Source organism: Pseudomonas sp. NFACC25 (assembly GCF_900100935.1).
GTDB classification, from domain to species: domain Bacteria; phylum Pseudomonadota; class Gammaproteobacteria; order Pseudomonadales; family Pseudomonadaceae; genus Aquipseudomonas; species Aquipseudomonas marginalis.
In genome coordinates this window covers 52,074-75,322 of sequence record NZ_FMUC01000002.1, presented here as the reverse complement: position 1 = coordinate 75,322, position 23,249 = coordinate 52,074, and the positions used below count along the sequence as shown (strand labels likewise).

Annotated in this window: 20 protein-coding genes and 1 tRNA gene; 8 read left to right on the top strand and 13 right to left on the bottom strand. The window is 60.6% G+C overall.

Annotated features, from left to right (window positions below):
* Positions 1-83: 83 nt before the first annotated feature.
* The 3 genes from BLQ09_RS04405 to BLQ09_RS04395 all read left to right on the top strand — a co-directional run bounded on the left by BLQ09_RS04405 (position 84) and on the right by BLQ09_RS04395 (position 5,134).
* On the top strand, positions 84-1,373 hold the full coding sequence (locus tag BLQ09_RS04405) for a GGDEF domain-containing protein (RefSeq protein WP_027605943.1): 1,290 nt from the start codon (positions 84-86) through the stop codon (positions 1,371-1,373).
* Between the two features lie 90 nt (positions 1,374-1,463).
* Complete coding sequence (locus tag BLQ09_RS04400) at positions 1,464-3,233, top strand: acyl-CoA dehydrogenase C-terminal domain-containing protein (RefSeq protein WP_027605942.1); 1,770 nt, start codon at positions 1,464-1,466, stop codon at positions 3,231-3,233.
* Positions 3,234-3,355: 122 nt separating this feature from the next.
* On the top strand, positions 3,356-5,134 hold the full coding sequence (locus tag BLQ09_RS04395) for an acyl-CoA dehydrogenase C-terminal domain-containing protein (RefSeq protein ID WP_092355529.1): 1,779 nt from the start codon (positions 3,356-3,358) through the stop codon (positions 5,132-5,134).
* A 240-nt stretch (positions 5,135-5,374) separates the two neighbouring features.
* On the opposite strand, the gene BLQ09_RS04390 is transcribed toward BLQ09_RS04395, so the two are convergent.
* Positions 5,375-6,274 (bottom strand): LysR family transcriptional regulator, encoded by a 900-nt coding sequence (locus BLQ09_RS04390; protein ID WP_027605940.1) that lies wholly within the window; start codon positions 6,272-6,274, stop codon positions 5,375-5,377.
* A gap of 209 nt (positions 6,275-6,483) precedes the next feature.
* Between BLQ09_RS04390 and BLQ09_RS04385 the strand changes: the two genes are divergently transcribed.
* The 4 genes from BLQ09_RS04385 (at position 6,484) to BLQ09_RS04370 (ending at position 8,899) form a co-directional block, all read left to right on the top strand.
* Positions 6,484-7,752, top strand: coding sequence for an aspartate aminotransferase family protein (locus BLQ09_RS04385; protein ID WP_027605939.1), 1,269 nt, complete (start codon positions 6,484-6,486; stop codon positions 7,750-7,752).
* Positions 7,753-7,975: 223 nt separating this feature from the next.
* Positions 7,976-8,341, top strand: a complete 366-nt coding sequence (locus BLQ09_RS04380) for a type II toxin-antitoxin system RelE/ParE family toxin (RefSeq protein ID WP_027605938.1) — start codon at positions 7,976-7,978, stop codon at positions 8,339-8,341.
* Positions 8,325-8,645: a helix-turn-helix domain-containing protein gene (locus tag BLQ09_RS04375; RefSeq protein WP_027605937.1), complete on the top strand. Its 321-nt coding sequence runs from the start codon at positions 8,325-8,327 to the stop codon at positions 8,643-8,645. Before BLQ09_RS04380 ends, BLQ09_RS04375 begins: the two co-directional genes overlap by 17 nt.
* Positions 8,646-8,740: 95 nt before the next feature.
* Positions 8,741-8,899, top strand: coding sequence for a YqaE/Pmp3 family membrane protein (locus BLQ09_RS04370; RefSeq protein ID WP_024077743.1), 159 nt, complete (start codon positions 8,741-8,743; stop codon positions 8,897-8,899).
* A gap of 5 nt (positions 8,900-8,904) precedes the next feature.
* Here the strand turns inward: BLQ09_RS04370 and pqqE are convergent, their stop codons facing one another.
* From pqqE to BLQ09_RS04320, 10 genes are all read right to left on the bottom strand, one after another.
* Positions 8,905-10,035, bottom strand: coding sequence for a pyrroloquinoline quinone biosynthesis protein PqqE (pqqE, locus tag BLQ09_RS04365; RefSeq protein WP_051429358.1), 1,131 nt, complete (start codon positions 10,033-10,035; stop codon positions 8,905-8,907).
* Positions 10,028-10,303, bottom strand: coding sequence for a pyrroloquinoline quinone biosynthesis peptide chaperone PqqD (gene pqqD, locus BLQ09_RS04360; RefSeq protein WP_027605935.1), 276 nt, complete (start codon positions 10,301-10,303; stop codon positions 10,028-10,030). Before pqqD ends, pqqE begins: the two co-directional genes overlap by 8 nt.
* Entirely contained in the window at positions 10,300-11,052 is a 753-nt protein-coding gene (gene pqqC / locus BLQ09_RS04355; protein ID WP_065938223.1) for a pyrroloquinoline-quinone synthase PqqC, read from the bottom strand. Before pqqC ends, pqqD begins: the two co-directional genes overlap by 4 nt.
* 11 nt (positions 11,053-11,063) lie before the next feature.
* Complete coding sequence (gene pqqB / locus BLQ09_RS04350; protein ID WP_027605933.1) at positions 11,064-11,975, bottom strand: pyrroloquinoline quinone biosynthesis protein PqqB; 912 nt, start codon at positions 11,973-11,975, stop codon at positions 11,064-11,066.
* A 71-nt stretch (positions 11,976-12,046) separates the two neighbouring features.
* Positions 12,047-12,121, bottom strand: a complete 75-nt coding sequence (gene pqqA / locus BLQ09_RS04345) for a pyrroloquinoline quinone precursor peptide PqqA (RefSeq protein WP_003194766.1) — start codon at positions 12,119-12,121, stop codon at positions 12,047-12,049.
* Between the two features lie 159 nt (positions 12,122-12,280).
* Complete coding sequence (gene pqqF / locus BLQ09_RS04340) at positions 12,281-14,650, bottom strand: pyrroloquinoline quinone biosynthesis protein PqqF (RefSeq protein WP_027605932.1); 2,370 nt, start codon at positions 14,648-14,650, stop codon at positions 12,281-12,283.
* Between the two features lie 48 nt (positions 14,651-14,698).
* A complete protein-coding gene (locus tag BLQ09_RS04335) occupies positions 14,699-15,493 on the bottom strand; it encodes a carbon-nitrogen hydrolase family protein (protein ID WP_027605931.1) in 795 nt (264 codons plus the stop codon).
* Between the two features lie 11 nt (positions 15,494-15,504).
* Complete coding sequence (locus BLQ09_RS04330) at positions 15,505-17,187, bottom strand: flavin monoamine oxidase family protein (protein WP_092356078.1); 1,683 nt, start codon at positions 17,185-17,187, stop codon at positions 15,505-15,507.
* Positions 17,188-17,355: 168 nt separating this feature from the next.
* Positions 17,356-17,802: an Lrp/AsnC family transcriptional regulator gene (locus tag BLQ09_RS04325; protein WP_092355526.1), complete on the bottom strand. Its 447-nt coding sequence runs from the start codon at positions 17,800-17,802 to the stop codon at positions 17,356-17,358.
* A gap of 36 nt (positions 17,803-17,838) precedes the next feature.
* On the bottom strand, positions 17,839-18,708 hold the full coding sequence (locus BLQ09_RS04320; protein WP_027605928.1) for a LysR family transcriptional regulator: 870 nt from the start codon (positions 18,706-18,708) through the stop codon (positions 17,839-17,841).
* Positions 18,709-18,819: 111 nt separating this feature from the next.
* On the opposite strand from BLQ09_RS04320, the gene BLQ09_RS04315 reads away from it, so the two are divergent.
* Entirely contained in the window at positions 18,820-19,245 is a 426-nt protein-coding gene (locus BLQ09_RS04315; RefSeq protein ID WP_027605927.1) for a VOC family protein, read from the top strand.
* 73 nt (positions 19,246-19,318) lie between these two features.
* Here BLQ09_RS04315 and BLQ09_RS04310 read toward each other — a convergent pair.
* A tRNA-Ile gene (locus tag BLQ09_RS04310) sits at positions 19,319-19,395 on the bottom strand.
* Between the two features lie 15 nt (positions 19,396-19,410).
* Positions 19,411-23,154, bottom strand: a complete 3,744-nt coding sequence (locus BLQ09_RS04305) for an EAL domain-containing protein (RefSeq protein WP_092355523.1) — start codon at positions 23,152-23,154, stop codon at positions 19,411-19,413.
* Between the last annotated feature and the right edge of the window lie 95 nt (positions 23,155-23,249).

Sequence of the window (23,249 nt, the reverse complement as noted above, 5' to 3'; positions counted from 1 at the left end):
TGTGATACATGGCGGGCAGGGTGTGCTTAACTGTTCGCATCAAGGCACAGTGCCACTACTTTTTGCGGGTCGGAGTTTTACCCTTGTCACGCGTGTCTGCTTTACGTTTCAGTCACTTTCTTCCTTCGTTGCTGCTGTTGCTGGCCGGGCTCTCGGCTGCGTACGTCAAGGACCTCAGCGTCTTCTTCACCTCGCTGTTCAATGTGTTGCCGACCCTGGTGCTGTTGCTGGGCGGTTCGTACTGCGCGGTTTATCGCCGCCAGCGTGAATTGTTCCTGATGATCACGGTGTACATCGCCTACTTCCTGCTCGATACCCAGACCGATTTCTATCGCGACAATGGCCGCGTGCGCGAAGACGCGGCCGTGGTGTTTCACCTGTGTTGCCTGTTATTGCCGTTGCTGTTCAGCATCTACGCGCTGTGGCAGGAGAAGACCCACCTGTTTCGCGACTTCGTTGCCCGTTGTGCGGTGCTGCTGGCAATCGGCAGTGTTGCGCTGGCCCTGGAGCAAAGTTATCCCCAGGCACTGCTGAACTGGCTGGCGGAGATCCGCTGGCCAGCCCTGCATGGGACCTGGATGAGCCTGATCCAGCTGTCATACCCGATGTTCCTGGTCGGCTTCCTCACTCTGGCGGCGCAATACTGGTACCAGCCGCGTCCGCTGCATGCGGCGCAACTGGTCGGGTTGCTGGGGATGTTCTGGATGTTGCCGCAGACCTTCATCCTGCCGTTCACGCTGAATATCATGTGCAGCCAGGTCATGCTGATGATCGCCGCCGGCGTGGCCCACGAGGCTTATCAAATGGCATTCCGCGATGAACTGACCGGCCTGCCGGGGCGCCGAGCCTTGAACGAACGCATGCAGCGGCTGGGGCGCAATTATGTGCTGGCGATGACCGACGTCGATCACTTCAAGCGCTTCAATGACACCCATGGTCACGATGTGGGCGACCAGGTGCTGCGCCTGGTGGCGAGCAAGCTGTCCAAGGTCAATGGGGGTGGGCGTGCCTACCGCTACGGCGGTGAAGAATTCGCCGTGGTGTTTGCCGGCAAGACCCTGGATGAGTGCATGCCGCACCTGGAGGAAATCCGCGAGATCGTCGCCAACTACGACATCAAGCTGCGCAATTCGGACCGGCCCCAGGATGATCAACAAGGCCGTCAACGCCGGGCGGGCAGCGGCGCGTCGAGTGTGTCGGTGACGGTCAGCATCGGCGTGGCCGAACGCCAGATCGACCAGCGCACGGCGGAAGAAGTGCTCAAGTCCGCCGACCAGGCGCTGTACGCCGCCAAGGGCGCGGGGCGTAACTGTGTGGTTGCGGCCGGGCAGACCCGCCGTGGCGCGGTGCGCATGCAGAGCGCTGCCGGTTGAGTGATGGCGCTGTATTCAGCGGTTCTACAATGATTGTCCGAGGCGCTGGCCGGCAGTAGGTTGAAAGGATCTGCCGCCGGAGACACCGCCATGCCTGAGTACAAAGCTCCCCTGCGCGACATGCGCTTTCTGATCGACAACGTGTTTGATTTCCACGGCCACTACGCTGCCCTGGGCGCCACTGATGCCAGCCCGGACATGGTCAGTGCAATCCTGGAGGAAGGCGCCAAATTCTGCGAGAACGTGCTTTCGCCACTCAACCGCAGTGGTGATGAAGAGGGCTGCCATTTCGACAACGGCGTGGTGACCACGCCCAAGGGCTTCAAGGAAGCCTTCGCCCAGTACGTCGAGGGCGGCTGGCACGGGGTGGCGGCAGACCCGGCCTACGGTGGCCAGGGCCTGCCGCAATCGTTGGGCCTGGTGCTCAGCGAGATGATCGGCTCCAGCAACACCTCGTGGGGCATGTATCCGGGCCTGACCCACGGCGCGATGTCGGCGATCCACGCCCACGGCACCGAAGAGCAGAAGGCCACGTTCCTGAGCAAACTCACCGCAGGCGAATGGACCGGCACCATGTGCCTGACCGAAGCCCATTGCGGCACCGACCTGGGCCTGATCAAGACCCGTGCCGTGCCCCAGGCGGATGGCAGCTACGCGATCACCGGCAGCAAGATCTTCATCTCGGCCGGTGAGCACGACATGAGCGCCAATATCATCCATCTGGTGCTGGCCAAGCTGCCGGACGCGCCGGCGGGCACCAAGGGTATCTCGTTGTTTATCGTGCCCAAGTTCCATGTGGATTCGGCTGAGCGCAATGCGGTGCACTGCGGCTCCATCGAGCACAAGATGGGCATCAAGGCCTCGGCCACGTGCGTGCTCAACTTCGACGGCGCCAAGGGCTTTTTGATTGGCGAGGCGAACAAGGGCCTCAACTGCATGTTCACCATGATGAACCACGCCCGCCTGGGCACCGGCATGCAGGGCCTGTGCAATGGCGAGGCGAGCTTCCAGGGCGCGATCAAGTACGCCAACGACCGCCTGCAGATGCGCGCGCTGACCGGCGCCAAGGCCCCGGAGAAAGCCGCCGACCCGATCATCGTGCACCCCGATGTGCGCCGTATGCTGCTGACCATGAAAGCCTTCAACGAAGGCAACCGCGCACTCACCTATTTCACCGCGCAGTTGCTCGACACCGCGCACCTTTGCAACGACGCCGGCCAGCGCCAGGAGGCCGAAGACCTGTTGGCGTTCCTCACCCCCATCTGCAAAGCCTTTATGACCGACACCGGGCTGGAGGTGACCAACCACGGCATGCAGATATTCGGCGGCCATGGCTACATTCGTGAGTGGGGCATGGAACAACTGGCACGCGATGCGCGGATTGCACCGATCTACGAAGGCACCAACGGCATCCAGGCCCTCGATCTGTTGGGGCGCAAGGTGCTGGGCAGCCAGGGCAAGCTGCTGCGCGGTTTTACTAAAATAGTGCATAAGTTTTGCGCGGCGAATGCCGAACATGCGCAGCTCAAGGGCTATGTGGTGCAGCTTAATCAACTGAATCAGGAATGGGGCGAGCTGACTACCCAGGTCGGTATGGCCGCGATGAAAAACCCGGATGAGGTGGGCGCAGCGGCGGTGGATTACTTGATGTACAGCGGTTACATCATCCTCGCCTACCTGTGGCTGCGGATGGCCATTGCCGCGCTGGCGCAGGATGACACTGAGTTTGCCAAAGCCAAGCTGGCCACTTGCGACTTTTACTTCAAGCGTCTGCTGCCACGTACCGCAACCCATCGCGCCGCCGTGGAAGCGGGCAGCGAATGCCTGATGAGTCTGCCTGCGGAGTCGTTTGCGTTGTGATGACTTAAAAATACCAATCAGTCACAAGTGGACCCTATGTGTCTGAAAAGTTGTTCGGGTACACTCGGAGCCTGTAAAACCGATCCTATCGAATCACTTTTCACGTTCTCACGAGGTTTGCCATGGCTGATTACAAAGCGCCGCTGCGTGATATGCGCTTCGTCCTCAACGAAGTCTTTGAGGTCGCCACCACTTGGGCCCAATTGCCGGCATTGGCAGACAGCGTTGACGCCGAGACCGTAGAGGCCATCCTCGAAGAAGCCGGCAAGGTCACCGCCAAATCCATCGCCCCGCTCAGCCGCGGTGGCGATGAACAGGGCTGCCGTTGGGATAACACCGCGGTGTTTACTCCGGAGGGTTATCCACAGGCCTACAAGACCTACGCTGAAGGTGGCTGGGTCGGCGTAGGCGGCGACCCCGTGTTTGGCGGCATGGGCATGCCCAAGGCGGTATCGGCCCAGGTCGAGGAGATGATCAACTCGTCAAGCCTGGCGTTCGGCCTGTACCCGATGCTGACCTCCGGCGCCTGCGTGTCGATCAACACCCACGCCAGCGAGGAACTCAAGGCCATCTACCTGCCGAAGATGTATTCCGGCGAGTGGGCCGGCTCCATGTGCCTGACGGAAGCACACGCCGGTACCGACCTGGGGATTATCCGCACCAAGGCCGAGCCGCAGGCAGACGGTTCCTACAGGATCAGCGGAACCAAGATCTTTATCACTGGCGGTGAACACGACCTCACCGAGAACATCATTCACCTGGTACTGGCCAAGTTGCCGGACGCACCGGCCGGTCCGAAGGGGATTTCGCTGTTCCTGGTGCCGAAGTTCATGGTCAACGCCGACGGCAGCCTGGGCGCGCGCAACCCGGTGAGCTGCGGCTCCATCGAACACAAGATGGGTATCCAGGCATCCGCCACCTGCGTGATGAACTTCGACGAAGCCGTGGGTTACCTGGTGGGCGAACCCAACCGTGGGTTGGCGGCGATGTTCACCATGATGAACTATGAGCGCCTTGGCGTGGGTATCCAGGGCCTGGCGTCCGGCGAGCGCTCCTACCAGAACGCGATTGAATATGCCCGCGACCGCCTGCAAAGCCGTGCGCCGACCGGTGCCCAGGCCAAAGACAAAGTGGCCGACCCGATCATCGTCCACCCCGACGTGCGCCGTATGCTGTTGACCATGAAAGCCGCCAACGAAGGCGGTCGCGCGTTTTCCACCTATGTGGCGACGCAGCTGGACATCGCCAAGTTCAGTGAAGATGCCGCTGCCCGCGAGCGGGCCGATAACCTGGTGGCCTTGTTGACGCCGGTCGCCAAGGCGTTCCTCAGCGACCTGGGCCTGGAAACCACCGTGCTCGGCCAGCAAGTGTTTGGCGGCCACGGTTACATTCGCGAATGGGGCCAGGAGCAACTGGTGCGTGATGTACGCATCACGCAGATCTACGAAGGCACCAACGGCATCCAGGCACTGGATTTGATGGGGCGCAAGATCGTCGGTAGCGGCGGTGCGTTCTACACCTTGTTCGCCGACGAGATTCGCCAGTTCATCGCCTCGGCGGGGCCCGAACTGGCTGAGTTCAGCCAACCGTTGAGCGCAGCGGTGGATAACCTGGACGAATTGACCGCCTGGGTGCTGGATCGCGCCAGGACCAACCCGAACGAGATCGGCGCAGCCTCGGTGGAGTATTTGCATGCATTTGGTTACATGGCCTACGCCTATATGTGGGCACGTATGGCCAAGGCCGCGTTGGGCAAGGAGACTGAGGAAGACTTCTACGCCAGCAAACTGGGCACCGCGCGCTTCTACTTTGCGCGTCTGTTGCCACGTATTCACTCGCTGAGTGCGTCGGTAAAAGCCGGTAGCGAATCCTTGTTTTTGCTGGATGAGGCACTGTTCTAAGGGCTCGGAGGGCGTGTAAGCATTCTCTTACATGACGTACTGCTAATCGTCCTCTATCGCCAAATTGGATCCACGGATAATCTACTTCACATGGACGTCGCGCAGGAAGCGCAAAGCAACAACACGGACACGTAGGATTCTGCCAGGATGGCGGAGTGAAATGGATGTCAGGGAAACAGTCTGCAAAGCCCCGCTTCGGCGGGGTTTTCTTTTGCCCGCGAAAAAGTCAGGCGCCGAATTTCACGGCAGTGCCTGCGGCGCATTCATCACGTCTTCCAGCAAGGTGCGCAGCAGCGCCATGGTTGCCTGCTGGCGCTGTACATCGCGACACACCAAACCTACCTTTAGTGGCACCCTGGGTTCACTCAAGGGCTTCCAGAGCAGCGACTGGCTGTTGTGTTCGTCCTGGGAGCGTCCCGGCAGCACCGTGGCCAATTTGGTGTTAGGCAAGCTGTCGAGAATCCCCACCATGGTATTCAACTCCGCCTGTACCTGCGGCCGGCGTCCGAGGTTGGATAACTGACCCTGCCAGATCTGTCGAACCTGGAACTCTTCCCCCAGCAACAACATCGGCAGTTCGGCGGCCTGTTTCAGCGAGACTTTCTTGAATTCGCGCAGGGGATGGTCCTCGGGGATGACCACCTTCAGCTCATCCTCATACAACAACACGCCGTGCAGCCCCGGCTGGCGTGGCGGCAGATAGCTGATGCCGATGTCCAGCGAGCCGTTAAGCAACCGCCGTTCAATCTCGATCCCGGTCAATTCGTAGATCTGCACCACCAGGTGCGGCTGGGCCTTGCGCACGCGCTCGAGCATTTGCGGGACCAGGCTGGTGTGCACGGTTTGCAGCACGCCGATGGCCAGGGTGCGCATGGCCTGGCCCTTGAAGTTACGCAAGGCTTCGACGGCTTGCTGCATGCCATCGATCAGCGGCAAGGCATGGTTGTACAGCGTATGGGCGGCCAGGGTGGGCAGCAGGCGTTTGCTGCTGCGTTCGAACAGGCTCACATCGAGGTTGCGCTCCAACTGGCGGATCTGTTGTGAGAGCGCCGGCTGGGAGATCGACAGGCGTTCAGCGGCACGGCCCACATGGCCTTCTTCATACACCGCGACGAAATAACGCAGTTGCTTAAAATCCATAAGACTTACTTATCGAAAAAGCTGGAAAAACGAAATGGCCGGTGGCCCCCGAGGCGCCTAGTCTAGCGCCTATTCGCAGGGCTTACAGGGCCGGATCGGGCAATGAACAGCGTTTATGTTGATGGCGTTTACATAGGCAAGGCAACACACCCGCAGACAGTGATTGCAGGGAAAACCGACCAAGGTCCGGTTGCCACTGGGGGCAAGCTGTGAATCTTTTCAATATGCGTCGCCCTGTACCCAGCCTGGACGACCTGGTGCTGGAGGCTTCACCCGATACGCTGTCCAGCGAGGCGCTGATGCCCACCGTGGCGAGGCCGCCTCAGGTTTTCGTACGTGGCCAGGGCTCCTGGCTGTGGGACAGCGACGAGCGTGCCTACCTGGATTTCAGCCAGGGCAACGCTGCCAACAGCCTCGGCCACAGCCCGCAGGTCTTGATCAAAGCCCTTGCCGACCAGACCCAGGCCCTGATCAATCCAGGCCTGGGTCTGCATAACCGCGCTCAACTCAATCTTGTCGACCGCCTGTGCCATCGTACCGGCAGCGACCAGGCCTACCTGCTCAACAGTGGCGCAGAGGCCTGCGAAGCGGCGATCAAGCTGGCGCGCAAGTGGGGCCAACTGCATCGCGGCGGGGCCTACCGCATTATCAGCGCGAGCAATGGTTGCCATGGTCGCAGTTTCGCGGCACTGGCGGCGTCGGGGGGAACGCTGGAAAACCGCTTTGAACCGCAATTGCCCGGCTTCAGCCATGTGCCGTTCAACGATCTGCCGGCCCTGCATGCTGCGGTCGACGCACAGACAGTCGCCATCCTGCTGGAGCCGGTCCAGAGCGAAGCCGGTGTGATCCCCGCGACGGAGCATTACCTCAAGGGGGTTGAACGGCTGTGCCGCGAACTGGGGATCTTGCTGATCCTCGACGAAGTACAAACCGGCCTTGGCCGTTGCGGCACCTTGCTTGCCGAACAGCAATACGGCGTGCGAGCCGACATCATCACCCTCGGCAAAGGCCTGGGCGGCGGCGTGCCATTGGCTGCGCTGCTGGCGCGCGGCAACGCCTGTTGCTTCGACGTGGGTGAGCTGGAAGGTACCCATCATGGCAACGCATTGATGGCATCGGCCGGGCTGGCGGTACTCGATACGGTGCTGGAGCATGGCTTCCTGGAACACGTACGTGAATCCGGCCTTTACCTGGGCGAAGGCCTTGCCCGGCTGGCCTACCGCTACGACCAGGGCCCATTGCGCGGCCACGGCCTGATGTGGGGCCTGACGTTGTCGGATGATTCTGCAGATGCAGTGGTAAAAGCCGCCCTGCACGAAGGCCTGATCCTCAACGCCCCGCAACCTGACTGCCTGCGCTTCACCCCGGCGCTTACGGTGAGCAAAAGCAACATCGACGAAATGCTCCTGCGCCTGGCCCGCGCTTTTTCCCGGGTGCGCACCGCCCAGTTGCAATGCCGCAAGGGCATCGCCGTCTGACCCACATTCCTGAACCGTCTCGCGGTATACGCGGCGCCTCCAGCCTGATTTTTTCGGCTGGGGGCGTTTTTTTGCGTGTGAAATTTTTGGATTGAAAGCGTTGATTGATCGCCTGTGAAAACAATGGCTTTTAGCGTGCGTCGATAAGGACTGTCGACGGAGCACGGGTTGCTCCACTTCTAATCTATACCACTGGGTGGTATGTTTGTGGGAAGGGATATCCATGAGGCTTAGGTTATTTAAAACACGGCAGTTTGCTGGTGCGGCCAGCAAGTCCTGGATCTACGATTCGGAGTTGAGGGACGCGTTTGGCCAATTGCTCAGGGGACAAGCTGACAATTTGGGAGGCGGTGTCTGGAAGAAACGCCTCAACCAGAATAGGCATCGCTCCATAGTGTTGGCCAAGGGCAGGCAATACTGGGTTTATCAGTTGCTGTTCGCCAAGCAAGACCAAAGCAATATCAGTCAGAAAGATTTGGCTTGGTTTCGGGCGATGGCAAAAGTTTATGAAGGCTTAAACGAAACGCAGATCCAGCAGCTCTTGGATCTCAGGGAGTTTGTGGAGATACATCATGACCAAAAAATATGAAAGTGAAGCGCTGGAGTCCATTCACCAATCCGCCAAAGCGCTTTATGCCATCGGTGCTATTAGTAAAACTACCCTTCGTGAATACGACGAAGCGTGCTTCTCTGCCGTCCCGGAACAAATACCTGCCGAACAGATCAAGCAGCTACGTGAAAGTAGCCATGTCAGCCAACCGGTGTTTGCTCGTTACCTGAATACCAGCGCCTCCACGGTGAAGAAATGGGAATCTGGCGAGAAGCAACCCAGCGGCATGGCGCTCAAACTTCTTAGCATCGTGCAAAAGCATGGGTTAGAAATTCTGGCCTGAAGGATGGCCCGGTGCCAGATCCCACTGAACCCTCACGAACGCCCAAGGTCGATTAGCTACACGGTTCACACGAGCCGATTTTCTGGAGCTGACCCATGGACTTCATTCGTATCATCATCGCCATTCTGCTGCCGCCACTGGGTGTGTTCCTGCAAGTGGGTTTCGCTGGCGCGTTCTGGCTGAATATTCTGCTGACCTTGTGCGGTTACTTCCCAGGCATCATTCACGCCGTGTACATCATCGCCAAGCGCTGAGCCCGTCAGCCTTTTGCGATGAGCCGTGAATTGCGCTCATTGCGAAAGGCCAGTTGCTCGATGGTCTGGGTAGCGTGCTCGGCTTCTTCCCGCGCCTTGAGGATGATGCCGTGCTGCTCGGACTTGCTGCACACCGGGTCGGCATTGCTCGCATCCCCCGTGAGCATGAAGGCCTGGCAACGGCAGCCACCGAAATCCTTTTCCTTTTCATCGCACGAACGACACGGCTCGGGCATCCAGTCGTAGCCGCGAAAGCGGTTGAACCCGAAAGAGTCGTACCAGATGTGCTGCATGCTGTGGTCGCGCACATTGGGAAACTGCACCGGCATCTGTCGGGCGCCGTGGCAGGGCAGGGCGGTGCCGTCTGGCGTCACGGTCAGAAAGATACTGCCCCAGCCGTTCATGCAGGCTTTCGGGCGTTCCTCGTAGTAATCCGGCGTCACGAATATCAACTTGCACGGATGACCTTCGGCTTCGAGCTTGGCGCGGTATTCGTTGGTGATGCGTTCGGCGCGCACCAGTTGTTCCTTCGTCGGCAATAAACCCACGCGATTGAGTTGCGCCCAGCCGTAGAACTGGCAGGTGGCAAGCTCTACAAAATCCGCCTCCAGCGCAATACACAGCTCGATGATGCGGTCGATCTTGTCGATATTGTGCCGATGGGTGACGAAGTTCAGCACCATCGGGTAGCCATGCGCCTTCACTGCGCGGGCCATTTCCAGCTTTTGCGCGAAGGCTTTTTTCGAACCCGCCAGCAGGTTGTTCACCTGTTCGTCGCTGGCCTGGAAGCTAATCTGGATATGGTCCAGGCCGGCTTTCTTGAAATCGCTGATCTTCTGCTCGGTCAGGCCGATGCCCGAGGTGATCAGGTTGGTGTAGAACCCCAGCTTGCGCGCCTCGGCGATCAACTCGGCGAGGTCCTGGCGCACCAGCGGCTCACCGCCGGAAAACCCCAGTTGCGCCGCGCCCATCTCGCGGGCCTCGCGAAATACCTTGACCCACTGCTCGGTGCTCAGCTCCTTGCCCTGCTCGGCAAAGTCCAGCGGGTTGGAGCAATACGGGCATTGCAGCGGGCAGCGGTAGGTCAACTCGGCGAGCAACCACAGCGGCAGGCCGATGGCGGGTTTCTCAGGCAAGGGTGATCCAGTGCTCAGCACGGGCGACCTCCATGAATTGCTCGATGTCGTCACCCAGCTCAGGCACGCCGGGGAACTGTTCTTCGAGGGCAGCAATGATCGCCGCCACGTCGCGCTCACCGTCAATCAGGCCACCAATCAGCGCGGCGCTGTCGTTGAGCTTGATCATGCCTTCGGGGTAGAGCAACACATGGCCTTTTTGCGCGGGTTCGTACTGGTAACGGTAGCCCTGGCGCCAGGTCGGTTTTCTGCTGCGATCGAAGCTCATAGGGTGATCCCTTTATGCCACACCCGCTGCTCGGTCACGCTGTGATACGGCGGGCGTTTCAGTTCGTAGGCCATGCTCATGGCATCCAGCATGCTCCACAGGATGTCGAGTTTGAACTGGAGGATTTCCAGCATGCGCTCCTGGCCTTCACGGGTGGTGTAGTGCTGCAAGGTGATTGCCAGCCCATGCTCCACGTCGCGCCGCGCCTGGCCCAGGCGGGTGCGGAAATACTCGTAGCCGGTGGGGTCGATCCACGGGTAGTGCTGCGGCCAGCTGTCGAGGCGCGATTGGTGGATCTGGGGCGCGAACAGCTCGGTGAGGGAGCTGCTGGCGGCTTCCTGCCAGCTGGCGCGGCGCGCAAAGTTGACGTAGGCGTCTACCGCAAAGCGTACGCCGGGCAGCACCAGTTCCTGGGAACGCAACTGGTCGGGGTCGAGGCCGACCGCCTGGCCCAAGCGCAGCCAGGCTTCGATGCCGCCGTCCTCACCGGGTGCGCCATCGTGGTCGAGCAGGCGCTGGATCCATTCGCGACGGATCTCGCGGTCCGGGCAGTTGGCCAGGATCGCCGCATCTTTCAGCGGGATGTTCACCTGGTAATAGAAACGGTTGGCGACCCAGCCCTGGATCTGCTCGCGGGTGGCACGGCCTTCATACATCGCCACATGGTACGGGTGATGAATATGGTAGAAGGCGCCTTTGGCCCGCAAGGCGGCTTCGAACTCGGCGGTGCTCAATGGTGTGTCAGTCATGTCGTCTGCTCCTACAATTCAATGCTCATGCCGTCGTAAGCGACTTCGACATTGCGCCGCACCAGTTCCGCGCGCTCGGGAGAATCTTCATCGAGGATCGGGTTGGTGTTGTTGATGTGGATAAGCACCTTGCGCTGCTTGGGCAATTGCTCCAGCACTTCGAGCATGCCGCCGGGGCCATTCTGCGCCAGGTGGCCCATCTCGCGGCCGGTACGGGTGCCGACGCCACGGCGCTGCATTTCATCGTCGTCCCACATCGTACCGTCCACCAGCAGGCAATCGCTGCCGGCCATGATCTCCAGCAACGGCGCGTCGACTTTGCCCAGGCCCGGGGCGTAGAACAGTTTGCCGCCGGTGCGCAGGTCTTCGACGATCAGGCCGATATTGTCGCCTGGGTGCGGGTCGAAGCGGTGCGGTGAGTAGGGCGGGGCAGCGCTGCGCAGTGGCAGCGGGGTGAAGCGCAGGTTGGGGCAGGCCGGGATGGTGAAGCTGGCATCCAGCTCGATGCGGTTCCAGGCCAGGCCGCCGTTCCAGTGGGTGAGCATGGTGAACAGCGGGAAGCCGGTGCTCAGGTCTTCATGGACCATGTCGGTGCACCACACCTGGTGCGGGCAACCTTCGCGCAGGCTCAACAGGCCGGTGGTGTGGTCGATCTGGCTGTCCATCAGGATGATGGCACTGATGCCGGTGTCGCGCAGTGCGCGGCCGGGCTGCATCGGCGCAAAACCCTGGAGTTGCGCGCGGATATCCGGTGAGGCATTGCACAGTACCCAGTTCACGCCATCGTCGGAAATGGCGATGGACGACTGGGTCCGCGCCTGCGTCCGCAGGCTGCCGTCACGAAAACCTGCGCAGTTCACGCAGTTGCAGTTCCACTGCGGGAAGCCGCCGCCAGCGGCGGAACCTAGAATCTGGACAAACATGGCCGCTCCATCAAGCAAAGCTCAAAACAAAAACGCCCCGGGCGAACCGAGGCGTTGTATTACCCAGCGGCTTAGCGGCTGGCGAAGTACATGGTGACTTCGAAGCCGATGCGCAGATCAGTGTAAGCAGGTTTGGACCAGGTCATATTCTTACTCCTACGAAGGGATGGGACGTTTACTACCAAGTAATACATATAGTCCACCTCCAGTCGGAGATGTTCAGATGTGTGCGTGGGAATGTTACGCAATTCTTCTCAAGTTAGCGCTGTCTTGGTGGAAAAAGCCTGTTGCAGGGTTGGCAATGATCAGCTCGCCGGTTGCCAGCTCTCGTCGACAGGCGGGCCGTTGGCGATGCAGCGCCAGCCGCCGGTCGCATCCTGCAGCTGTTGGGCCGCGTGTTGCAGGTCCTCCCGTGTGCGGGCCTGGATCAGTTGTTGAAGCCGGTACAGGTAATCCGACGGATGGCCCGCCAGGCGCGCGTGCCAAAGCAGTTCGGCGCTTTGGGTGATCGGTAACGTCGCAGCGCAGAACTGCTGTGCCAAGGCGTGATTGCCCACGTCATCGGTGCCGTCGATCAACAACGGTAGGTGTTTCAGGAAGGCTTGCAGGTGATCGACGATACCTGCCAGTGAAACGCTGGGTGATTGCACACCCAACAGCAGGCCGGTTTGCCCGTTGATCTGTCGGACACCGCTGAATACGGCGTAGCCCAATTGCAACTCGACCCTCAGGCGTTGGTAGAACGGCCCTTGGAGCACGTGCCCAAGCAGCCGCCATGAGGCTTCATCGGCCAGGGATTGGCTGGGTGCCGGGCAAAACAGCAGCACGGCGGCTTCGGTTGAGTCAGTTTTAACCGTATGCCACACACGTTGACCGCCGAGGTGTTGAAGAGAAGGTTCGAAGTGTGCAGGTTGCCCAGGCAGACGGGCGGCGGCTGCCTTTATCAACGTTTCACATGCGGCGGGCAGACTCAGCCCCAGGCCGTGCCAGCGCGCAGTGGCCCAGGATCCAGGCTGTTCGCTGGCGTCGGCACGGCCGGTGGCGCAGCACGCGGGCAGGGCCTGGAGCAGTTTCCGGATAGCGATCATGGGCGCAGGTGCCGGGGCAGTTTCCTGCGGCAGGTTCAGGCGCTGCGCCAACGCCTCCAGCACGGCCGGCATCGGCTCGTGCAGCCCAGTCATCTTCACCAGCCAATCATGGCCGGTGGCTTCGAGAGATAATTCGACGCCCGCCTGGCGCGCATATTCACGCAATGGCTGCAAGGTGTTTTCCAGCCCGGCAGGCGCTGGCGCGTCGAAGCGCCACTGCACATACAGCGCACCTTCATCGCCGTCATCCGCCAAGGCCTGGCTGAAGGTCAGCGCCGATACGTCCCTTCGCCCCCGTGAACGATCCTGGGCAAACGTGCGCAAGCCTCGGTGAGCGCTGGTTTGGCCACGGATCAGGCCGGCGCGTTCTTCTTTGACCGGTGGGCGCAGGAACGGGTTGTTCGGGGGCAGTTGCCAACGGTGTTCGGCGGGCGGCAAGTGCAGTGAATCAAGCAGGGCCTTGAGCGCGGCGACGCCCAGTTCACTGAGGTCTTCGCTGTTGTTTCGAGCCAATGCCAGGGCGCCCTGGACCTGTTGTTGGCGAGCGTTCAGCAGGGCGAACTCTTCGCGCAGTGGCGTCCAATCGCTGTGTGCGAAAAAGCTCAGCCAGTCGTGCAGCAGCGCCTCAATGGGTGTGGTCGGTTCGTCCTTGCTATCGAGTGTAAAGTCGATGTCCAGCACGGCTTGTCCGGCGAAGTGGTACAGCACCGATGCCTGCAGGGCGCTGGCCAAGTGTCGGGTTTTTAACTCGGCGAGCAGCCCGCCCGGCGCAGAGGCATTGAGCCAGGTGCAGAGGAAATCCAGGGCTTCACGGGGCGCGTCACAGGTGATGACGTGGTGCAGGTGGTTGTTGTCGATGTGTTGATAGCGCCGAGCCTGGCCTCGCATCAAGGCCGGTGGTGAGGCCTGCGGATGCAAGGGGCCAGCGATCAGTTGCGCGCTGAAACGCTGCGCCAGGGCTTCCAGTTCTTGCAGCGGTTGCGGGCCGGCGAGGCTCAAGGTCATCTGCCCGCTTTGATAGAAATATCCGTGGAATTCCCTGAGTGCCTTTTGAAATTCCTCGCGCTCCACCGGCAGGCTGTCGCGGTTGCCCGCGTGAAAGCCGCGCAGTGGATGATCCGCTGCCAAGCCTTCTAGCAGCGCCACCTGCTGCTGTGCCTTGGCATCCTGGGACCAGGCGACGTACTCGGCGTGCAGCACTTCGCGCTCGCGCCGTTGATCTTCCGGGGTCAGGCGCGGATGGGTCAGCATGTCCGCCAGCCGCTCCAGCCCGTGGGCAAAGACTGAAACCGGGAGTTCAAAGAAGAAGTCCGTGGTGCGTTCGCGGGTGCTTGCATTCACTTGGCCGCCGTGGCGCTGCACGTAGGCCATCAGCCCTTCTCCGGCGGGAAAACGCTCGGTTCCCAGAAACAACAAATGCTCAAGAAAATGCCCCAACCCCGGCCAGGCCAACGGCACGTCGTGGCTACCGGCAGCCACCCGCAGCGCCGCCGCGCAACGTTTTAAGCGCGGTGCATGGCGCAGGGAAACCCGCAGGCCATTGGCCAGGGTCAGGTGAACGGGATAAAGGTGGGCCGGGGCGGGCATGGGCACTTCCAGAACGGGGCAAGTGCCTATGCTAACAAACCCATTCAATCAGGGCTTGTGCAGCGGGCCGTAAAGCTCGGGACGCCGGTCTTGCAGGTAATGGTTGGCGGCGCGGGCGTCGAGGATCGATTGCCGGTCCACTGTCCCGACAATCAAGGCTTCATCCAGGCCCGCCTGGGCGATTCGCTGGCCATCCGGTGCGGCAATGCTGCTTTGCCCGCAGTACTGGATATCGCCTTCGTGCCCGCAGTAATTGGCGTAGGCCACATAGCACTGGTTTTCGAAGGCCCGCGCCCGCACGGTGACATCGGCGACAAAGTCGAACGGCGCCATATTGGCGGTGGGCACCAGGATCAGCTCGGCACCGGCCAGGGCCAGGCGTCGGGTGTTTTCCGGGAACTCCAGGTCATAGCAGATCAGGAACCCCAACTTCCATCCGTTGAGTTCCACCAGCGGGAAATCATCGTCGCCGGCACTGAACATCGAGTGATCCAGATCCCCGAACAGATGGGTCTTGCGGTAGTTGCACAGGCGCTGGCCGTGGGCGTCGATCAACTGCACGGCGTTGTAGATCTGCCCGTCTTGGGCCCGCTCCGGATAGCCGTACAGAATGGCCCGCCCGGCGTTTTGTGCGATTTCGGCAATGGCTTGCGCAGACTCCCCATCCTGCGCTTCGGCCAATGCACCTACGGCTTCGGCGCCGATGTTGTAACCGGTGAGGAACATCTCCGGTAGCACCAGCACATCGGCATCGGTCGCTTCATGCGCTAGCTGGTGCAGGCGCTTGAGGTTCCCGGCTACATCCAGCGGTAGCGGCGGGCATTGGTACAGGGCGACACGCATGGCGTAACTCCTTAATCGGCCAGGGCGATCGGCCCGATCTCATCGAACACATCACCCGGCCCCGGGTTCTCGGGGTGAGTGCTGCCACCAAAGTGGGTCATGATGCCCCACACCGCGTTCAATGAGGTTTGTACCGCGCCCTCCACCCATGCTGGAGTCCAGGACACGTCGTCACCGGCGATAAAAATCCCACGCTGTTCAGCGGGCATGTCCTTCTGCATGAAGTGCGCATACATACGCTGGTTGTAGCGGTAGTGACCTGGCAACGCGCCTTTGAAGGCCCCGAGGAAATGCGGGTCGGCTTCCCAGGACACGGTGATCGGGTCGCCGATGATGCGCGCCTTGATGTCGACTTTCGGGTAGATCTTGTTCAATGCGTCCAGCGCCAGTTTCACCCGCTTGTCGATGGGCTGCGGGAGCATTTTCAGCGCGTCGCTCATCCACGAGTACGACAGGCAGATCACCCCTGGTTTGTCGTCGCCGTTGTCGAATAGGTAAGTGCCGCGCGTGAGGCGATCGGTGAGGGTCATGCTCATCAGGTCGCGGCCGGTCTCCGGGTCTTTGTCTTTCCAGAATGGGCGGTCGACCATCACGAAGGTCTTTGACGATTGCATGTAGCGGGTACGGTCCAGGGCCATCCACATCTTTTGCGAGAACAAGGTTTCATCGCACTCGATCTGGGTGGTCAGCAGCCAGCTTTGGCAGGTGGTGAGCACGGCCGCGTATTCGCGGGTATCGCCGTAGTTGTCGGTCACCGCGAAACGGCCATCGGCAGCATGGGCGATGCGTTTTACCCCGGCCCGTGGTGCACCGCGGTGCAGCGAGCTCAGGCTGGTACCGGCGGGCCAGTGGGCGCATCGTTCCGGCACATGGCGCCAGATGCCCAGCGGCACCTGGGCTACGCCGCCGACCACCAGGTGCTGGTGATCGTCACAGTTGGTCATGACCACGCGGAATATTTCCAACATGGAGTTGGGGAAATCCGAGTCCCAGCCGCCGGTGCCGAAACCTACCTGGCCAAACACCTCGCGGTGGTGGAACGACAACTTGGCGAAGGCCTTGGAGGTGGCTACGAAGTCGTAGAAGGTGCGGTCGTCCCACAAGGGCACCAGCTTGTTCCACAACGCTTTGAGGCGCGGCACATCACGATCGCGGATGGCTTGCTGGATATCGCCGAACTGCGAGCCGGCTTCCAGGGCGTAGGCCCAGGCGTCAGCCACTTCCTGGAACAGCGCGGGTAAATCGGACAGCTTTTGTGCGTAGTGGGTCTGGCCTTCCAGATCGATCACCGTACTGCCGGAAGCTGGCGTCAGCGGGTTGGGGAAGGGTTTGGTTTCCAGGCCCAGCTTGTCGACGTAGTGATAGAACGCGGTGGACGACACCGGAAAGCGCATGCCGCCCAGCTCGGCGATGATGCCTTCGGCGCCTTCGAAGGCCTGGGAACGCAAACGGCCGCCCATCTTCGAGGCCTCATACACCACGGGCTTGAGGCCCAGCTTCATCAGCTCGTAGGCGGCGACCAACCCGGCGATACCGGCGCCGACGATGGCCACTTCGGCGCCATGGTTGGCGGCGGGGATACTGCCGAGTCCGGCGGGGTGTTCGATCCAGTCATCGAAGGCGAACGGGAAATCCGGGCCAAAGATGGTGATGGGTTTTTTACCGTCGGCAGGGTGGCGATGGGTCTTGCTGATGGTGCTGGACGGAATGCTCATGGCGGGCCCTTGCTGACGACTCGGCGGGAAGTGACCCGCTGAGTATAGGAAAAGATGGCAGCCAGTTTAGGGAGCGTTACGTTCGTTAATAAGACGCAAAGTGTCGTCGGAATGAATTGTTTTTAGTCATAGTGACGAATTAGGTGGTCAGATGGGTTGGCCGCGATCCAATTTGTTACTGAGGATGATCGATGTGGTGGTTTTCTCTACGCCATCGACACTGCCAATCTGGTCCAGCAATTGATCGAGCTGTTCCGGCGAATCGGTGCGCAACCAGGCCACGTAATCGAACTCGCCGCTGACCGCGCACAATTGTTGAACCTGGGCCATGGCGCTCAGCCTGCGCAGCACTTCTTTGCCCGAGCGCGGTTGCCCGGTGATCCCCACATAGGCCTGCAAGCCCCCATCTACCACGCGTTGACCCAGGCGCACACCATAACCGGTGATCACCTGGGTTTTCTCCAGGCGCGCAAGGCGCGACGTCACCGTGGTGCGCGCAATGCCCAACTGCCGGGCGAGCATGGCCACGCTTTCGCGGGCGTTGATCTGCAGGGCGGCGATCAACTGGCGATCGATTTCATCTAGAACAGGCACGTGAGGCTCCGTGACGGGCGGCAATGGGAACGCATGTTACAGGCTTGGATCGGCCAGCAGGCAGCGGGCAAACAGTTGTGGCACCGGCAGGTGACGTTGGCTGTAGCGGCCCAGCAGGATGATCTCGCGGAAAAAAGTCAGCTTGCCCAGCGGGATTATTCTTACTTGGGGCGAGCGCTCCAGCCACAAGCCTGCCTTTGGAATCAACGATACGCCCAGGCCACACTCCACCATCCTGACGATGGCTTCGAGTTCATCCAGCTCCAGCGCCACTTGCATCTCAAGCTTCTGCTCGCGCAGAAACCGGCTCACGAGTCGGCCGCCAAACGAAGCACGGTCATAGCGCACATGGGGCTGGGTGTTGAGTAGGTGCAAAGGGTCGTCGCCCACCAATGTGTTCGGCACGACCAACACGAACGGCTCCTTGCGCAGCACCTGCACATACAACTCCTTGGGCAGGTCGAAGGGCGGTCGAATGATGATTGCCGAATCCAACTCTCCAGCGTCGACCTGGTTCAACAGCTCCAGGGAGACACCAGGCACCAACTTGCACTCAACCGTTGGTGCGGCCTGGCGCAAGCGCACCAACGCCTGGGGCAGCAAACCGGTTTGAGCCGTAGTGATAGCACCGACTTTCAACTCACCCCGGTATTCATTGGTATTCACCGGCACCGCCATGCGGTTGAAGGTCTCCAGAATCTCCTTGGCCAAGGGTAATGCGCGCAAACCGGCGGCATTCAGGGTGGCCTGGCGGCCGGTGCGGTCGAACAACTGCACGCCCAGCGCTTGCTCCAACTGACGAATCTGGGCACTCACCGCTGACTGCGTCAGCCCGATATGCATGCCCGCTGCCGCAAACGTCCCGTGGCGCGTTACCGCAATAAAGGTCTTCAATTCACGCAACATGGGGGTCTCGATTCATCAAAATTTTTTGAGCTCGACGCAAAAACTATCGTCTTTTCATCGTTGGGAGCAAGGCTAAACTCGGCTAACTAACGCCCATAGAGGTTTGAACTGATGACACTCGCGCCCTTTCACCTGGCCATTCCGGTATTCGATCTCGCCGCTGCACGGCACTTCTACGGCGACGTCTTTGGGTTGGAGGAGGGCCGCTCCAGCGAACACTGGGTCGACTTCAACTTCTTCGGCCATCAACTGGTGATTCACGAACACCCGAAAACCGCCTCCCAGGAAGCCGCCCACACTAACGCTGTCGACGGCCACGACGTGCCCGTGCCGCATTTTGGCGTGGTGCTGGGCTGGGAAGATTGGCACGCCCTGGCAGACCGTTTACAGGCGCGGCAGACGACGTTTGTGTTGGAACCGCATATTCGGTTCAAGGGACAGGTGGGTGAGCAGGCGACCTTGTTCCTGTTCGACCCGTGCGGCAATGCGTTGGAGTTCAAGGCATTCAGGGATATTGGGCAGTTGTTTGCGAAGTAAGGTTGTAGGCCGCCCCCCACGCAAAACGTCTGTGCCAGACACACAAAAGCCGCGCAATGCGCGGCTTTGGAGTTGGTGGGCCCACACGGACTTGAACCGTGGACCAAAGGATTATGAGTCCTCTGCTCTGACCAACTGAGCTATAGGCCCTCAGTAGGTCGCGGATTATAACGATGGTTTCTCCACTGTGCTATCCGAAAAATCCTCAATGCTCCTGCGAAGGAAGGTCGTCGCAAAAAGCTCGGGCGGTAGCGGCAGGCTGACGATGTAGCCCTGCATCTGTTCGCAGCCTTCAGCAGCCAGGAAGGCTTGCTGCGCGGGGTTCTCCACGCCTTCTGCGATGATGGTGAATTGCATGCTGTGGCCCAGCGCGATGATGGCGCGCACGATGGCTGCGTCGTGGGGGTCGTCAGGCAGGCCGCGGACGAAGGACTGGTCGATCTTCAGGAAATCCAGTGGCAGGCGCTTGAGATAGCTGAGGGACGAATAGCCGGTGCCGAAATCGTCGATCGCCAGCTGTACGCCCAGGCGCTTGAGTTGGTGCAGGACTGCCAGCGCTTCTTCGGCCTGGCTCATGATGAAGTTTTCAGTGATCTCCAATTGCAGGCAGCCCGGTTCGAGGCTGTAGTCGCGCAGTAGCTGTTCGATACGAGCCAGTAAACCAGGGTGGCGCAGTTGCGCGCCGGCGAGGTTGACCGATAGTGGGCCAAAGTCATCGAAAGTGCTTTGCCAGGTGTGCATTTGCCGACAGGCGTGCTCCAGCACCCAGTCGCCAATCTGCAGGATCATGCCGTTCTCTTCGGCCAGGGCAATGAAGTGTTCGGGCGAGACGTCGCCAAAGGTGGGGTGGTGCCAGCGGATCAAGGCTTCGGCGCCGATCAATTCTTGTGTCAGCAGGCTCAGTTTTGGCTGGTAATACAGGACCAACTCATCACGTTCGATGGCTCGCCGCAGTTCGTGCTCCAGTGCCACGCGCTCGTTGGCCTGGGCTGTCAGGTCGCGGGTGTAACTTTCGACCCGGTTACGGCCCTTGGCCTTGGAGCGGTACATCGCGGCGTCGGCGTTCTTGACCAGGGTGGCCACGTCGGTACCGTCCTGGGGGTACAGGCTGGTGCCGATGCTGGCGCTGATGAAGAACTCGTGTTCGCCGGCCTGGAACGGTGGGGTGAAGCAGGCCAGCAGCTTATTGGCCAGTTGCTCGGCGTCGCTGGCGTGTTGCAGGCCGGGTAGAAGGATGATGAATTCATCGCCGCCCAGGCGCGCGACGGTGTCGATGTCACGCAGTTGCTCCTTGAGGCGTACGGCGATGTCTTTGAGCAGCAGGTCGCCGATCGGGTGGCCGAGGCTGTCATTGATGTGTTTGAAACGATCCAGGTCGAGAAACAGCACCGCGCCTTGTTTGCCGGTTTCCTGATGGCCGTTGAGGGCCGCCTGCAGCCGACTTTCAAACAGCGTGCGGTTCGGCAGGCCGGTCAGTGGGTCGTGGTGCGCCTGATAGTCGAGGCGCGCCTGGGCCAGCTTGAGGCTGGAGATGTCGGCAAACACCGCGACAAAATGCGTGATCAACTGGTCGCGGTTGCGCACGGCGCTGATGGTCAGCCAGCTGGGGTACAACTCGCCGTTCTTGCGGCGGTTGGAGATTTCGCCCTGCCAATGACCTTGGGCCGTCAACTGGTGCCACATGGCGGCGTAGAAGGCGCTGTCATGCAGGCCGGAGGCGAGCAGGCGCGGTGTCTGGCCCAGGGCTTCGGCTTCACTGTAGCCGGTGATCTCGCTGAAGGCGCGGTTGACGGCGCTGATGTTCTGGCGCGTGTCGGTGATCAATACGCCCTCGGCGGTACTCTCGAATACCGTGGCGGCCTGTTGCAGTTTTTCCTGCATCAGCTGGCGCTCGGTGATGTCCCGGGCGATGGTGAGCATGCAGTCTTCACCGGCAATTGGCAGTGGGCGGCTGGAGACTTCGCACAGCCGGATCTGCCCGTCGCTGCGGCGTATATGGCAGATGAAGTCACGCACGTATCCATCTCGATGCATCAACTCCAGCATGTGCTTGCGTTCGTTAAGATCGACCCAGATGCCCAGGTCAAGGGTCGATTGGTCGAGGGATGTCGTACTGTTGAAGCCGGTGATGCGACTGAAACCATCGTTCACTTCAATCAGCAGGCCATCCCGCTGGCGGCTCAGCAGCAAGCCATCGGGAGAGGCGTGGAAGGCCTTGGCGAATTTCTCTTCGGAGATTTGCAGTTGTTGCTGGGTTTCCTTGAGTTGGGTGATGTCGCGGACCACCACCACAATGGCTTCGGTGGTGTCGAGTTGAAACGGTTCGGCGGAAATCAGCCCGATAAAGGCCTGGCCATTGCTGCGCAGAAAGGGCATTTCCAGGTTGCGAATGCTGGTGGTTTGCACGCGTTTCAACAGATCGGGGCCGATACCGGGGATGCCCCAGATATTCAGGGCGGTCGCGGTTTTTCCGATCACCTCTGCGGCTTTCAGGCCCACTTGGTCCTCAAATGCTTTGTTGACCTCAAGCAGGCAGCCATCGGACAGTCGCGCGATCACCAGGATGTCGGGGCATTGCTGAAACACGGAAGCAAACTTTTGCTCGGAAAGCTGCAGCGCCTCTTCAGTACGTTTGGCTTCGCTGATGTCGATCATCAAGCCCCGCAACACTGGTTCATGGCCGTGTTCGATCAGGCTCACAATGTCACGCACCCAAAGGCAGCGGCCGTCCGCCGTGATCACCCGATAGTCGATGCTGTGGTCGCGGTTGGCGCGGGTTTCCCGGTAGCAATAGGCTTCGGTGCGGATGAGGTCGGCGGGGTGAATGATGTTGCGCCAGAAGCCCGGAATCAGCCAATGGGCGCGCGGGTAACCGAGCAGGTCCTCGGCGTGGGGTGACACATAGCTGTAGGTGAAATCGGTAACGCTGGCTTCCCAGGCGATGGCGGACAGGCTCTCCACCAGGCCGCGATAATGGTATTCGCTGCTGCGCAGTTCCTGTTCGAGGGCGACGCGGCGGGAAATTTCCGAACTCAGCCGGCGATTGATCCGAATGACGATGGCCAAAACGGTGCTCAACAACAGCACCGCGGGCAGGCCGTACATCAGCAGGTCGGTCCAGAACGTACGATGGTCGGTGAGGCTGCCCACCCAGTGTTGCTGGATGGCTTCTGTTTCAGCAGGGCTGAGGTCGGCGAGAACCTTGTCCAGGATACCCACCAGTATTTTGTTGTCCCGTGGTACGCCCATCGCCAATTGATAGCGGTACGGCGTTTCGCCACTTACGTACAGGCCATCGAGCTTGAGCTGGCGCAGACTCCAGACGCTCGACGCGAGGTCGCCCACCACGGCGTCGACTTCGTCGGTGGCCAAGGCCTGCAGCGTCGAACTGACATTGGGCAGGGCCACCAGGTTGAGGTCTGGATGGTGGGTGCGTAGCAGTTCATGGGGGGCATAGTTTTCCACCACGGCAATCTTCAGCCCATAAAGGTCATTGAGGTTGCGTGGTCGGGCGCCGCCTTCATGGGCGAGGATGACAATGGGAAAGTCCAGGTAAGGGCGTGTGAATGCCATGAAGTCCTGGCGTTCGGGGGTAGACATGATGCCCGGCAGCAGGTCGAGTTGGTTGTGGCGTGCCTGCTCCAGCAAGGCACTCCAATTGACCGGCTCAATCAGTTTGATCCTGACCCCCAGGCGTTCCTGGATCAGGCGTACGTAGTCCGCCGCCAAGCCTTGGTAGCGGCCCTCTTCATCACGGTATTCGAAGGGTGGCCAGGAGGCATCCACCCCCACGCGCAACTCCTGATGGTCCGCCAGCCAGCCACGCTCATCATCGCTAAGAGTCAACGCGCCAGCCGTTGCGGTCCAGGTCAGCAGCGACAGCAGTAACACAGTCGGCAATCTGGGCATAACGGTCTCGTTATGGCACGGGGAATGTTTCGAGTGTAGACGGGCATTGCGGGGGAGGGGATTTGCGCAGGATTTTATCTGTACAAAGCAGAACC

Bases quoted from the DNA above. Each gene is read 5' to 3' on its own strand.
- BLQ09_RS04400 (WP_027605942.1), top strand. From the start codon at position 1,464: ATGCCTGAGTACAAAGCTCCCCTGCGCGACATGCGCTTTCTGATCGAC.
- BLQ09_RS04395 (WP_092355529.1), top strand. From the start codon at position 3,356: ATGGCTGATTACAAAGCGCCGCTGCGTGATATGCGCTTCGTCCTCAAC.
- BLQ09_RS04390 (WP_027605940.1), bottom strand. From the start codon at position 6,274: ATGGATTTTAAGCAACTGCGTTATTTCGTCGCGGTGTATGAAGAAGGC.
- BLQ09_RS04380 (WP_027605938.1), top strand. From the start codon at position 7,976: ATGAGGCTTAGGTTATTTAAAACACGGCAGTTTGCTGGTGCGGCCAGC.
- BLQ09_RS04375 (WP_027605937.1), top strand. From the start codon at position 8,325: ATGACCAAAAAATATGAAAGTGAAGCGCTGGAGTCCATTCACCAATCC.
- BLQ09_RS04370 (WP_024077743.1), top strand. From the start codon at position 8,741: ATGGACTTCATTCGTATCATCATCGCCATTCTGCTGCCGCCACTGGGT.
- pqqD (WP_027605935.1), bottom strand. From the start codon at position 10,303: ATGAGCTTCGATCGCAGCAGAAAACCGACCTGGCGCCAGGGCTACCGT.
- pqqC (WP_065938223.1), bottom strand. From the start codon at position 11,052: ATGACTGACACACCATTGAGCACCGCCGAGTTCGAAGCCGCCTTGCGG.
- pqqB (WP_027605933.1), bottom strand. From the start codon at position 11,975: ATGTTTGTCCAGATTCTAGGTTCCGCCGCTGGCGGCGGCTTCCCGCAG.
- pqqF (WP_027605932.1), bottom strand. From the start codon at position 14,650: ATGCCCGCCCCGGCCCACCTTTATCCCGTTCACCTGACCCTGGCCAAT.
- BLQ09_RS04335 (WP_027605931.1), bottom strand. From the start codon at position 15,493: ATGCGTGTCGCCCTGTACCAATGCCCGCCGCTACCGCTGGATGTAGCC.
- BLQ09_RS04320 (WP_027605928.1), bottom strand. From the start codon at position 18,708: ATGTTGCGTGAATTGAAGACCTTTATTGCGGTAACGCGCCACGGGACG.
- BLQ09_RS04315 (WP_027605927.1), top strand. From the start codon at position 18,820: ATGACACTCGCGCCCTTTCACCTGGCCATTCCGGTATTCGATCTCGCC.
- BLQ09_RS04305 (WP_092355523.1), bottom strand. From the start codon at position 23,154: ATGCCCAGATTGCCGACTGTGTTACTGCTGTCGCTGCTGACCTGGACC.